General features: G+C 71.0%; 10 protein-coding genes. All 10 read right to left on the bottom strand.

Going from position 1 to position 12,629, the window contains the following annotated elements; all coding sequences use genetic code 11:
- Positions 1-2: 2 nt before the first annotated feature.
- Complete coding sequence (locus ACFYNP_RS04765; RefSeq protein ID WP_388782642.1) at positions 3-782, bottom strand: exodeoxyribonuclease III; 780 nt, start codon at positions 780-782, stop codon at positions 3-5.
- Between the two features lie 30 nt (positions 783-812).
- Positions 813-1,451: an MBL fold metallo-hydrolase gene (locus tag ACFYNP_RS04760; RefSeq protein ID WP_388403836.1), complete on the bottom strand. Its 639-nt coding sequence runs from the start codon at positions 1,449-1,451 to the stop codon at positions 813-815.
- 44 nt (positions 1,452-1,495) lie between these two features.
- Positions 1,496-2,908: an alpha/beta fold hydrolase gene (locus tag ACFYNP_RS04755; protein WP_388782638.1), complete on the bottom strand. Its 1,413-nt coding sequence runs from the start codon at positions 2,906-2,908 to the stop codon at positions 1,496-1,498.
- A 545-nt stretch (positions 2,909-3,453) separates the two neighbouring features.
- Positions 3,454-3,825, bottom strand: a complete 372-nt coding sequence (locus ACFYNP_RS04750) for a hypothetical protein (protein WP_388782635.1) — start codon at positions 3,823-3,825, stop codon at positions 3,454-3,456.
- Positions 3,826-3,875: 50 nt separating this feature from the next.
- A complete protein-coding gene (locus ACFYNP_RS04745) occupies positions 3,876-4,154 on the bottom strand; it encodes an AMP-binding protein (protein WP_388782632.1) in 279 nt (92 codons plus the stop codon).
- 185 nt (positions 4,155-4,339) lie between these two features.
- Positions 4,340-5,167 carry a dimethylargininase gene (ddaH, locus tag ACFYNP_RS04740; protein WP_388783299.1) on the bottom strand — a complete coding sequence of 276 codons (828 nt, stop codon included), beginning with the start codon at positions 5,165-5,167 and terminating at the stop codon, positions 4,340-4,342.
- 285 nt (positions 5,168-5,452) lie between these two features.
- Positions 5,453-5,776, bottom strand: coding sequence for a hypothetical protein (locus ACFYNP_RS04735; RefSeq protein ID WP_388403825.1), 324 nt, complete (start codon positions 5,774-5,776; stop codon positions 5,453-5,455).
- 219 nt (positions 5,777-5,995) lie between these two features.
- Entirely contained in the window at positions 5,996-7,009 is a 1,014-nt protein-coding gene (locus ACFYNP_RS04730) for a TauD/TfdA family dioxygenase (RefSeq protein ID WP_388403822.1), read from the bottom strand.
- A 99-nt stretch (positions 7,010-7,108) separates the two neighbouring features.
- Complete coding sequence (ddaH, locus tag ACFYNP_RS04725; RefSeq protein WP_388403820.1) at positions 7,109-7,954, bottom strand: dimethylargininase; 846 nt, start codon at positions 7,952-7,954, stop codon at positions 7,109-7,111.
- Between the two features lie 82 nt (positions 7,955-8,036).
- Positions 8,037-12,629, bottom strand: coding sequence for an amino acid adenylation domain-containing protein (locus tag ACFYNP_RS04720; RefSeq protein ID WP_388782629.1), 4,593 nt, complete (start codon positions 12,627-12,629; stop codon positions 8,037-8,039).

The raw sequence follows: 12,629 nt of genomic DNA, 5'->3' as shown, positions 1-12,629 counted from the left end.
GCTCAGACCTCCAGGTCCACCACGACCGGGGCGTGGTCGGAGGCGCCCTTGCCCTTGCGCTCCTCGCGGTCGACGTAGCTGTCCTTGACGGCCTTGGCGAACGGCTCGTTGCCGTAGACCAGGTCGATGCGCATGCCCCGGTTCTTGGGGAAGGCCAGCTGGCGGTAGTCCCAGTAGGTGTACGGACGGTCGTACTTCAGCGGGCGGGGCACCACGTCGGTGAGGCCCGCCTCGCGCAGGGCGGCCAGGGCTGCCCGCTCGGCAGGAGTGACATGGGTGAGGCCCTCGAAGACGGTGGGGTCGTAGACGTCCTCGTCGGTGGGGGCCACGTTGAAGTCGCCGAGCACCGCGAAGGGGCGCTGCCCCGCGGCGTCCTCGGCGACGGCCGCCTTCAGGGCCTCGAACCACGCCAGCTTGTACGCGTAGTGGTCGTGCTCGACCTCGCGGCCGTTGGGCACGTAGACCGACCAGAGGCGGACTCCGCCGCAGGTCGCCGAGATCGCGCGGGGCTCCTCGACGCCTTCGTAGTCGGGCCCGCCGGGCAGCCCGGGCACGACGTCGTCGAGGCCGACGCGGGAGACCAGGGCCACTCCGTTCCACCGGCCGGTGGCGTTGACGGCGGACTCGTAGCCGAGCTCGCGGAGCTCGGCGGCGGGGAAGCCCTCGGCCGTGGTCTTGGTCTCCTGGATGCACAGCACGTCCGTGCAGGTGCTCTCCAGCCAGGCCAGCAGGCGGGGCAGCCGGGCGGTGATCGAGTTGACGTTCCAGGTGGCGATGCGCATGGATCCCAACCTACCGCCCGGCTCTGACACTCACAGTTCCGTCGAGTCCCCCGGCGTCAGACGCTGGTGCCGGGCCCCGCCGAGGTCGCCGATCTGCGAGTCGTAGATGGGCCGGGCGAGGTCGGTGAGCAGGGCGTCGTGGATGTCGATGGCGCGGCGCGGCTTCACCTCGCGCACGTAGTCGATGACCTCGGAGATCTTGTTCCAGGGGGCCATCACCGGAAGCATCAGGGTGTCCACGGCATGGTCCGGGACGGTGAGCGCGTCGCCGGGGTGGAAGACCGAACCGTCCACCAGGAAGCCGATGTTGGTGATGCGCGGGATGTCGGGATGGATCACCGCGTGCAGCTCGCCGTGCACCTGGATGTCGAAGCCGGCCGCGCTGAAGGCGTCCCCGTGGCCGACCGTGTGGACGCGCCCCGGGAACGCCGCCGAGATCTTCTCCGCGACACTGCGCAGGGTCCAGATCTCGGCGGCCGGATTGGCTTCGAGGCCGGTCCGCAGCCGCTCCTCGTTGAAGTGGTCGAGATGCTCGTGGGTGACCAGGATGGCGTCGGCGCCGAGCGCCGCGTCGCTCTCACTGAACGTGCCCGGGTCGATGACGAGCGTGCGGCCGTCCTTTTCCAGCTGCACGCAGGCATGGGTCTTCTTGGTCAGTTTCGGAGTCATGCCTCCATCCTGCTCCCGGGGCCGCGCAGCAGCACGGAATCAGGTCATCCGCGGGGCGTCGTCTCCTCCCGGACGACCGCGCCCGCGACCTTGAACGCGGCGCTCACGGCGGGCACACCGCAGTACACGCCGGTCTGGATCAGCACTTCCCTGATCTCGTCCGGGGTGAGCCCGGCGCGCAGCGCGGCCCGGGTGTGGGCCGCCAGCTCCTCCAGGTGACCGCCCGAAGCGAGCGCGGCCAGGGCCACCGCGGCCCGGGTGCGCCGGTCGAGGCCGTCCCTCGCCCACACCTCGCCCCAGGCGTGCCGGGTGGTGAGCTCGTCGAAGTCGCGGCCGAAGGCGTCGGTTCCGGCGGTCTCGGCGTCCACGTGGGCGTCGCCGAGCACCTCGCGCCGGACCCTCATGCCGCGCTCGTACGCGTCCGGCAGCGCGGGCGGCTCGACCTCGGCGGGCTGGTCGGAAGCCCGCCGGTCGAGAACCTCGGGCGCCGTCTCGGGCAGGGCCTCGGGCGCGAAGGGGGCGCTGGGGGCCGGCGGCACGAGCGGGGCTGGGGCAAGCGGGGCGGCGGGGGCGGGGGCGGGCGGTGCCATGGGGGTGGTGGGGGCCGGCGGTGCCATGGGGGTGGCGTGGGCCGGTGCCGGCATCGCGGTGAGCCCGGTCGTCGAATCCGGCGCGGCCTGCCACGCGGTGGAGAAGTGGCGCAGCAGGAGGTCGGTGACGGCACCCGGCTGCTCGACCGGCGCGAGGTGCGCCGCGCCCGGCACCACGGCGAGGCCGGCGCCCGGAATGCCCGCGACCAGGGTGCGCGCGTCGCCGGGCCCGGTCACCCGGTCCTCGGCGCCGACCAGGGCGAGCGTGGGCACGGTGATGCGGCCGAGCTCGGCCCGGACGTCGAAGGCGGCGAGCGCCTCGCAGGCCGCGATGTAGCAGGCCGGGTCGGTGGTGCGGACCATCTGCACGGCCCACTCCACGATGGCGGGCTGGGCCGCGGCGTAGGCGGGCGTGAACCAGCGCTCGGGCGCGGAGCGCGCCATCGGGTCCATGCCGTTGGTACGGACGATCACGCCGCGCTGGCGGTACTCGTCGGCGGTGCCGAACCGGGGCGCGGCGGCGACCAGCGCGAGCGAGGCGAGGCGGTGCGGGTGGCGCAGAGCCAGATCGGCGCCGATCGCGCCGCCGATGGAACAGCCGGCGTAGCCGAAGCGCTGCACGCCGAGCCCGTCGAGCGTGGCGATCAGACGGTCGGCGAGCTCGGCGACGGAGTGCGCGGGGCTCGCTGGCGCGCCGCCGTGCCCCGGCAGGTCGAACCGGACCACCCGCCAGGTCTTGGCCAGCTGCGGTATCTGGCGATCCCACATGTGCCAGGTGGTACCCAGGGAGGGGCCCATGACCAGGACCGGAGCGTCTTTGGGCCCGTCAGAGCGGTATTGCAGGGTGTTGTTCGGTGTCTCGCTCACCTGCCCGACCCTCTCATCAGTCACGAAAAGTCACATCGCCGGGGTGAACCTAGCGGGTCTTGGCTCTGTCGCGACGACAGGTCCGGGCACAGCCAGAACCCTTGGGCATTCGACCATGCGTCCTGCTGCGTGTACTTGTGACCGCGTCGGCAGTGGGTCCCACGGGCAAGGCCTTGCCGTAGGGCACGGCTCCCAGGCCACTCGGGTGGCATACCGAGTCTGATGGCGCGACCGATCCGGGAGCCTTCCACGATCTCTCACCAGCAGCTTGAACAGGGCACGGCGAACGAGATCTGCGCTCCCCAGGCAGGGGACGTGGCCGCAGCTGGCTGCACCCCCACCCCTACCGGCCCACTACCAGCGACCGAACTCCGAATACGCGTTAGCCCTGCTGGCCAGACGGCTCGGCAAGCTCGACGGTGGAGCACATGGCTCATGCTTGCCCCTCCGCCGCACCCCCGTGCAAGCCCTCCCCGGTGGTGGCGGCTCTGCGAAGATCCTCCACATCCGGCTTGACCTACCACGGCTTGGTCGTCTTGACATTCTTATGCCCGGTTCATCGCGCAAGGTACACCGCGGTTGGCCAGGTAGGTGAAGCACGCCGCACGCGCCAGGTAGAGCCTGACGCGACGGAGCCCGAGGAGCTGCATGAGCCGGTACGCGCGCCGACGAGGCTGCTTGATCGTGAATGCGACTCCCGTCTCGTGCACCAGCACGTAGCCGGAAACCACATACGCCTCCCCCAGGGCGATCCTCTCCTCTTCCTGGAGAGCCCGGAACGCCTTGAGAGCATCCAGCACCGGTCCCGGCAGCGGCAGAGCCCGCTCACCCGCAAGCGACTTGGTGTCCTTCTCCACCACGTAACGGTTGCCCATCATCGCGCGCGTGTTGGCACTGTCGATCGTGGCGTTCTCCAAGCCAACGTCTTCCCACCGAAGGCCGCAAACTTCAGCTGGCCGGAGCCCCATCAGAGAAGAAGAAGCGCAGCGTAGAGACGTTCCCCCATGATTCCGTGGATGAACCCGCTGAACCTCACGGCGAGGACACCGACGGCCATGTGTACCCCGCGGTCCGCGCACAGCCCCACCAGCGTCTCCGGCCCGACGTCTCGCCTGGTCAGGCGCTGCGCGAGCCGAGCCGAACAGCGATCCGACTCGGCGAAGGTGAGCCGCTGGGCGCCGCAGACAACAGCAGTCGCCTCCGGGGTGCGTGCGACCTGTGCGGCGAAGAGATCGAGAACGGTCATGCCCGCCCCCGCCCCCGCCGCGTCTTCCCGGCGACAAGGAAGGCCGGATCGGGCGACTGGCCGCGACGGAGCCGGGCGGTGGTTTCGTCGAGCACGTTCATCCGGTACCTGAATCTCCTGGGACGGGGCGTGGTCGGACGGTCGGGGCCGGAGCCCCACCGCTGGGCTGCCGGTGGGTTCCGGCTCTAGGCGGTGGACTCACGCAGTTCGAGCGTGCAGCACTTCACGCTGCCACCGCCTTTGAGCAGTTCGGACAGGTCGACTCCGACCGGCCGGAAGCCGCGCTCCCTCAGTTGGGCCGCGAGGCCCGTGGCGGACTCGGGCAGTACGACGTTCAGGCCGTCGCTCACCGCGTTGAGGCCGAAGACGGCGGCGTCCTGGGGGCCGGCCAGCACCGCGTTGGGAAAGAGTTCCTCCAGGACTGCGCGGCTGCCCGGGGTGAAAGCAGCCGGGTTGTAGGCGATCTCGTCCGTGTCCAGGACCATGAGGGCCGTGTCCAGGTGATAGTAGGAGGGATCTGTCAGCTGGAGGCTGATGACGGGACGTCCGAAGAATTCCTGGGCCTCCGCGTGGCCGGCCCGGGTACTCCGGAAACCGGTGCCCGCCAGAACCCAGCTGCCAGTGATGAGGAAGTCGCCCTCGCCCTCGTTGACGTGCTCGGGATAGTGCAGCTCTGTGAATCCGTTCGAACGGAACCAGTCCAGGTATGCCGGTCCTTCCGGAACCCGCTCGGCGTTACGGAAGTGTGCGCCGAGCACTTTGCCGTCGACCACCGTGGCGCCGTTGGCCGCATAGACCATGTCCGGCAGATCTGGCAAAGGGTCGATGAGGTCCACGCGGTGCCCGAGGTTCAGATACAGCTGCCGCAGTCTCTCCCACTGGGCGACGGCCAACTCGGTGTCCACGGGCTTGTCCGGGTCCATCCACGGGTTGATCGAGTACGTGACCTCGAAGAAGGAGGGACGGCACATGAGGTAACGGCGCGGACGCAGCTTCCGGTTGCAATGGGACATCCGGCCTGCGGAAGAGGGGATCGGTGCGGTCATGTCCTACAGATTGCCGTTGCGGCAGAACGCTCACCATGTCTTTAAGTCGACGTGAAATGAGCCTGATCAGAAACGAACGGCCAGGTACGGAAAAGGGCGCCTCAAGACCGGGGGATCATCCGGAGGCGCCCTGCACAGCCGGGCGCTGGGATGCGACGGGGTGATGCGCTGTTCCCGGCGCCCGGCCGGGTGTGCAGTGAGCGTTTCACTCACCCCGCGACACCCGGTCTTTGTGACCCGTGATTCCAGGGGTCAGTATTTCTTGGTGTCCGTGCAGGTCTTCCGTAATTCCCTGAGCCGGTCGTTCTGTTCGGTGAGGTAACCCAGCACGGTACGGGCCCCGCTGTCCATCGGCTCGGCTTGGCGCAGTGATCGCGCGGTGGACTCGATGGCATTGCGCAGGTCGCCGTCCGGGGCCTGCCCGGCAAGCTCGTCGAGCTTGTCCGCACGCTCACGCACGTCCTTGCGGGCCTTGGCGGCGTCGTCGGGGAACGGGTTGAAGAAGGACAGTCCCAGCACCCTGGCGCACACCTCGACCCGGTCCGCCGTCTTGGCCTCGGGCTTGCACGCGGTCACTCCAAGGGACAGCGAACAGACGGCGGCCAGGGACAGTGCCGCCCATGGACCCGGACGTCGACGCGCTCGGGCCGTACTCCCTCGTGCTGCCAGCGTTTCCACCGCGGCGGCTCCTCTGCTCTGCTTCTTCGGACGGACTTCATCGTCCCTCGCGGGGGCCGCGTCGCACACGGGTGCGGATACCCGGAAAGCAGGTGCAGTGCGCTGCACCACCACGGCTCAGAGGTCCTGGCTCACATGGAGGTCGGACATCGCCACGAGGATGCGACGATCGCCGGTGAACGGCTCCCGGGCGTGGGTGGCCAGGAAGTTGTCGACCACGAGGACATCCCCGCGCTGCCAGGGCAGCGACACCGCGGCTTCCTTGTACAGGCTGCCGATCAGTTCCACGACCTCGTCCTCGATGGGGGTGCCGTCGCCGTAGAACGCGTTGCGGGGCACTCCCTGCGGTCCGTACTCGTCCAGGAGGTAGTCCGCCACCTCGTCGGGGAGGGTGGAGATGTGCCACATGTGCGCGTGGTTGAACCACACCGTCTCACCCGTGTGCGGATGCCGGGCCACGGCCTGGCGGACCGAGCTGGTGCGCAGCCCGTCGTCGCCGACCCAGGTGAACTCGGTGTGCGAGGCACGGCAGTACGCCTCCACCTCCGCCCGGTCGGTGGTCTGGAAGACGTCCTGCCAGGGAATGTCCAGCCCGGGGCTGTAGTTGCGCACGTAGCTGACGCCGTGGCGCTGGAAGCGCTCGCGTATCTCCGCGGGGATCTTCGGGAAGACTGCGCGTTCGCTGGCCACGGGAGTGGCGCCGCCGTGCGGGGACGGGCGGTCTCCGTAGAAGTACAGGACGCTCGGCCAGTTGTGGGAGTACGACATCTCGTGGTGGAAGGCGATCCACAGGTCGGCGGCCAGCTCGGTGGAGGTGAAGACCTTGTCGGCGATCTCGGTGCGCGGCGCTGCCCGTTCCAGATAGTCGAGCAGGTCGGGCGAGTACGCACGGGCGGCGCCCCCGAAGTCCTCGGGGTCCTCGACCGCGAAGCCGCGGAACAACAGGGCTCCGTGGCGCCGGAGTTGCTCGCCCAGACGGGCGCGGTTGGTGCTGATCCACTGGTCCAGGCGCACCCCCGGCTCGGTGGCCTCGATGCGCAGGAGGAAGGGCTCGGGGTCCACGGGGGCGGTCACCACCCGGCCGCCGGCGAAGGACGTTCCCGGGTCGGACGTGGTGTTCTGCTGGGTCACGAAGGGTCTCCAGTCGGTGGAAGGTGAAGGCACGGAGGCTGGGGCGAGGGCGGGAAGGGCGCGGCGGGTCTGGCGGTTCCCGCCCTCGGCGCCATGGCGTCAGGCAGCGGGCTCGCGCACCTCCAAGGTGCAGCACTTCACGCTGCCGCCGCCCTTGAGGAGCTCGCTCAGGTCGATGCCGATCGGCTCGAAGCCGCGCTCACGCAGCTGCCGCGCCAGGCCGGTGGCCGCCTCGGGCAGCACCACGTGCCGTCCGTCGCTGACGGCGTTCAGCCCGAAGACCGCCGCGTCCTGAGGAGAGGCCCGCACCGCGGCGGGGAACAGCCGCTCCAGCACGGCGCGGCTGCCCGGGGAGAACGCCCGCGGGTTGTACATCACCTCGTCGTCGGACAGCACCGCGAGCGCGGTGTCCAGGTGGTAGTAGCGCTCGTCGGTCAGTTCCAGGCCGATGACGGGGCGGCCCAAGAACTCCTGGGCCTCGGCGTGCGACTCGGGTGCGCTGCGAAAGCCGGTGCCGGCCAGTATCCGGTTCCCGGCCACCAGGAAGTCGCCCTCGCCCTCGTTGATGTGGGCGGGGTCGTGCAGTTCGGCGAAGCCGTGGTCGCCGAACCAGGCGAGGTGGGCCGGCCCCTCGGCGGACCGCTCGGCGTTGCGGAAGCGGGCACCGAGGACCTTGCCGTCGACCACCGTGGCGCCGTTGGCGGCGTAGACCATGTCGGGGTACCCCGGGAGCGGGTCGATCAGCTCCACCTCGTGTCCCAGCTCCAGATAGAGCGCCCGCAGCTTCTCCCACTGGGCGACGGCCAGGTCGGTGTCCACCGGCTTGGCCGGGTCCATCCACGGATTGATGCGGTAGGTGACGTCGAAGTACGTGGGACGGCACATGAGGTAGCGGCGCCGCCGGGCCTCACGGGCGGGCGCGGTGGACTGCGCTCGGTGCGTCATGTCTCTCCTGAACAGGCGTGGGTGGGGGCCGGCGATGATGGGGCAGGCAGGAGCACGCGGTGTGTGCCGCGCGCGACGGTGTTCAGGCGGTCTCGCGCACCAGTTCACGCAGACCGTCCACCATGCCCCTCAGCAGCGCGGCGACGGATTCCCCGGTGTACTGGCCGACGGGATACGCGCAGCTGAGCTCCAACCGCCCGTCCTCCACCGACCCCACCACGTCCAGCGGGTACACCCGTCGCTCCGCGGGCTCGTGCTCCGCACCGCCGTGCGGGACGGGGCGCACCACCAGCTCGTCGCCCGTGAACGCGGAGCCGAACTGCCCCAGATAGTTGAAGCCGACGAGCGGCCGCACCGGCTCCAGCGGTGTGCGGCCGGGGGCGAGATGGCGCAGTGCGCCGTAACCGATCCCGTGCTGTGGCAGCGCGCGCAGCTGCCGCTTGACCGTGCGGACCGCCACGGGCATCGGCGCGTCGGCCGGCACGGCCAGGTGCACCGGATGGGCGGCGGTGAACCAGCCGACCGTCCGGGACAGGTCGACGCCCTCCAGGATGTCCTCCCGGCCGTGGCCTTCCAGCTCGATCAGTGTGCGCTCCTGACCGGTCCAGGCGGTCAGTGCCCGCCCGAACGCGGCCAGCAGCACCTCGTTGATGCGCGCGCGGTACCTCCCGGGAACCCGGCGCAACAGCGCGTCGGTCTCCTCGGCGCCGAGCCGCTCCCGCACCGCCCCGGCGTCGGCGACCCGTCCCGGATCGGGGGTCCCGGGGGCGTTCGCCGTGGTGGCCCGCCAGTGCTCGGCCTCGGCATCGAAGCCGCCCGCCGCCGTGAACTCGCCCAGGCGTCGCGCCCACCGCCCGAAGGATGTGCTGCGCGGGCCGAGGTCGGCGTCCTTGCCGGCCGACAGCTGCCCGTACGAGATCCGCAGGTCGTCCAGCAGGACTCGCCAGGAGACACCGTCCACGGCCAGGTGGTGCACCGTGAGGAAGAGCCGGGGTGCCCGGCCGCTGCCCGAGTCGAACAGCACCGCGCGCAGCAGCGGTCCCTCTGTGATGTCCAGGCCCGTCTGGGCGGCCAGCACCGCCTCGTCCACGCAGGCGGACACCTCCTCGTCCGGGATGCCGGACAGGTCGAGCCGTGCGAAGTGCCAGCGGCCCTCGGTGTGCTCGGTCACCTCCTGCCGCCACCGGCCGTCGGCGCGGGTGAAGCGCAGCCGCAGCGCGTCGTGGCGGCCGACGAGGGCCTCAAGCGCGGCACGCAGGGCGGCGGCGTCGGTGCCCGGCGCGAGTTCGAGCATGACGGACTGGTTGAAGTGGTGCGGATTGACGGTATGGGTGTCGAAGAACCAGTGCTGCACGGGGGTCAGCGGCACCGGCCCGGTGTCCGGCCGCTCGTCCTGCCGCTCCCCGGCAGTGTCGGCGGTGCGCATCACTTCGGCGAGCCGGGCCACTGTCCTGAGGTGGAAGAGTTCCTTGACCGTGAGCTCCCACCCGGCCTGCCGGGCACGGGAGACCACCTGTGTGGACAGGATGGAGTCTCCGCCGAGGTCGAAGAAGCCGTCATGCAGGCCGACCCGCTCCACGCCCAGGACGGTGCGGAAGATCTCCGCCAGGGACTCCTCCCGTCCGGTGCGCGGTGCCACGTGCTCCTGCCGCGCGGTCACCGGCACGCCGGCCAGCGCACGCCTGTCCACCTTGCCGTGCGCGGTCAGCGGCAGGCGGTCCAGCACAGCGAAGGCCGACGGGACCATGAACTCCGGGAGCAGGGCGGTCAGTTCGTCGTGCAGCCGTCCGGGGTCGAGTTCGGTGCCCGCGGCCGGCACCACATAGCCGACCAGTTGCTTGCGCCCGCCGTGCGCCAGCGCCAGGACACACGCCTGGTCCACGCCGGGCAGCCGCGCCAACGCGGTCTCGATCTCGCCCAGCTCGATCCTGAACCCGCGGATCTTGACCTGGTCGTCGGTGCGTCCTCGGAAGTCGATGTCCCCGCCGGGGAGCCAGGCACCCAGGTCGCCGGTGCGGTACAGCCTGGCGCGGCGGTTGTCGCTGAAGGGGTGGCGTACGAAGCGCTCCTCAGTCAGGCCGGGGCGGTCGAGGTAGCCCTTGGCCACCCCCCGTCCGCCGATGTAGAGCTCGCCGGTCACGCCGATGGGCACCGGCCGTAGCTCCTCGTCCAGGACGTAGACCTCCACTCCCGGGAGGGGTTTCCCGATGGGCAGCCGGGCCGCCGCTGCGGGGATCTCGCCCTCGAACAGGGTCGCGCCGACGGTGGTCTCGGTGGGCCCGTAACCGTTGACGAAGCGGTGCCGGCCCGACCACGCGCGGGCCAGTTCGATCGGACAGCGGTCACCGACCGCCAGCACGGTGGAGCCGGCGGCGAGGTCGGCTGGGTCCAGTGCCGCGAGTGCCGCGGGCGGCAGACTCAGCAGCACCGGGCCGCCCTTGGCCAGACGGGTGACCAGTTCGGGGCCGATGGCGTCGGCTCCCTGTTCGGGCAGGCACAGTGTGGCGCCGGAGGTGAGCGCGACGAAGGTCTCCCACACGGCGCCGTCGAAGCTGTGCGAGGACAGCTGGAGCACCCTGCTGCCCGCACCGAGCCCGAACCGGCGGGAGGTGGCCGTGACCATGTTGACCAGTCCGCGATGGCGGAGCAGCACACCCTTGGGGGTACCGGTGGATCCGGAGGTGTAGATGACGTACGCCAGCGCCTCCGGCTCCACCCACGGCTCGTCGATGGCGAGCGCGGCCGTGCCGGTGCCGGGCCAGGGCTCGTCCACGGCGACCGCGCGGGTGGCCGAGCCCGCGAAGTCGTCCATCAGGGAGCGCTGGGTCAGCACGACCGGCGCCTCGGTCTCCGAGATCATCAGTGCCCGTCTGGCGGGCGGGAAGGCGGCGTTCAGCGGGAGGAAGGCGGAACCCGTCTTCAGGACGGCGAGGGTGGCCACCACCAGGTCCGGGCCGCGCTCTAGGCAGATGCCCACCACAGAGCCCGCCGCCACTCCCGACGCGGTCAGCCGCCGGGCCAGCTCTGCTGCCCTCTCCTCCAGTTCGCCGTAGGTCAGCCGGTGGTCACCGCACTCCACGGCGACCGCCCCAGGATGCTCGGCCGCGCGCCGGGCGATCAGTTCGTGCACGCACACGTCGTCGGTGTCCGATGCGGGGGTACGGGCCCAGTCGGCGGTCAGCCGCCGGTGCTCGTCATCGGTGAGCAGCGTCAGCTCCGCCAGCGGCCGGTCGGGGGCGGCCGCGATGGACCCGAGCAGCGTCACGAGGTGCCCGCACAGCCGCCGCACCGTGGCGGCGTCGAACAGGTCGCCGCTGTACTCCACGTCCACGCCCAGCGAGCCGTCGGACCGCTCCTCGAAGCCCAGAACCAGGTCGAAGCCCGTGCTGGCTTGGGGAAGCCGGTACTGCTCGGCATCCAGTCCGCTGAGCTCCAAGCGCGCTTCCGGGGCGTTCTGCAGGACGACCAAGACCTGCGCCAACGGCATCCGCCCCGCGTCCCGCTCGGGCTGCACCGCGTCCACCACCTGCTCGAAGGGCACGTCCTCGTGCTGGAAGGCGTCCAGCACGGACTCGCGGGTGGACGCCAGCAGGGCGGCGAACGGCATGCCGGGCTCGACCTGGGCACGGAGCACCAGGGTGTTCAGGAAGAAGCCGATGACCTCCTCCAGGCCGGGGTGCTTGCGCCCGGCCACAGGCGTGCCGACGGCGATGTCGGACTGCCCCGTCCAGCGGGCCAGCAGCACCTGGGTGGCGGCGGTCAGCGTCATGAACAGCGTGGCCCGGCACCGCCGGGACAGCGCGCGCAGCCCGTCGGCCACCTCGGCCGGTACGTCGACGGACTCCACGTCCCCCGCCGAGGTGCGCACGGCGGGCCGGGGCCGGTCGGCGGGCAGCTCCAGCGGTGCCAGACCGGTCAGCCGGCCCTTCCAGTAGTCCAGCGACCGCGCCAGCGCGGCCTGCGACAGCTGGGCGCGCTGCCACACCGCGAAGTCGGCATACTGCAGCGGCACCGGAGCCAGGGCGGCGGCCCGGCCCTCTCGTTCGGCCCGGTACAGCTCGCCGAGCTCGCGGGTGAAGATACTCAGCGACCAGCCGTCGTGGTTGATGTGGTGCAGGGTCAGTACGAGGATGTGCTCCCGCTCCGCCAGGCGGACCAGCAGGGCCCGCAGCAGAGGGCCGGTGCGCAGGTCGAAGGGCCGGGCCAGGTCCCGCGACACCGCGCGGTCCAGCTCGGCCTGCCGGCCGGGATCCACGAGATGGCTCAGGTCGAGCTGCCCGCAGGGGACTTCGGACGCGTCGTGCGGGATCTGCACCGGCCTTCCGTCGACCGAGTCGAAGGTGGTGCGCAGGGCCTCGTGCCGTCGCACCACACCGGTGAGGGCGCTCCGCAGCGCCCCGGCGTCGAGCTCACCGGTCAGCCGTAGTCCGAAGCAGGAGTTGTAGCCGACCGCGTCGGGCTCCAACTCGCTCAGGAACCACAGGCGTTGCTGGGAGAAGGACATCGGCAGCGGTCCGGTTCGCGGCACCGGCGCGATGGCCCGTTCGCCGACCGTGCCGTCCGCGGTGACCCCGCAGTCATCGCCCTGCTCGGGCGCTCCGGCCAAGCGGCTCCGCAGTTGCTCGCGCAGGTGCGCGGGCAGTGCCGCGATCCTGTCTTCACGCGATGTGGACAC

Source organism: Streptomyces sp. NPDC006691 (genome assembly GCF_042869955.1).
In the GTDB taxonomy this organism is placed as follows: Bacteria; Actinomycetota; Actinomycetes; order Streptomycetales; family Streptomycetaceae; genus Streptomyces.
This window is presented reverse-complemented; position numbering and strand designations above follow the sequence as displayed.

Bases quoted from the DNA above. Each gene is read 5' to 3' on its own strand.
- ACFYNP_RS04765 (WP_388782642.1), bottom strand. From the start codon at position 782: ATGCGCATCGCCACCTGGAACGTCAACTCGATCACCGCCCGGCTGCCC.
- ACFYNP_RS04760 (WP_388403836.1), bottom strand. From the start codon at position 1,451: ATGACTCCGAAACTGACCAAGAAGACCCATGCCTGCGTGCAGCTGGAA.
- ACFYNP_RS04745 (WP_388782632.1), bottom strand. From the start codon at position 4,154: ATGACCGTTCTCGATCTCTTCGCCGCACAGGTCGCACGCACCCCGGAG.
- ddaH (WP_388783299.1), bottom strand. From the start codon at position 5,167: ATGTCCCATTGCAACCGGAAGCTGCGTCCGCGCCGTTACCTCATGTGC.
- ddaH (WP_388403820.1), bottom strand. From the start codon at position 7,954: ATGACGCACCGAGCGCAGTCCACCGCGCCCGCCCGTGAGGCCCGGCGG.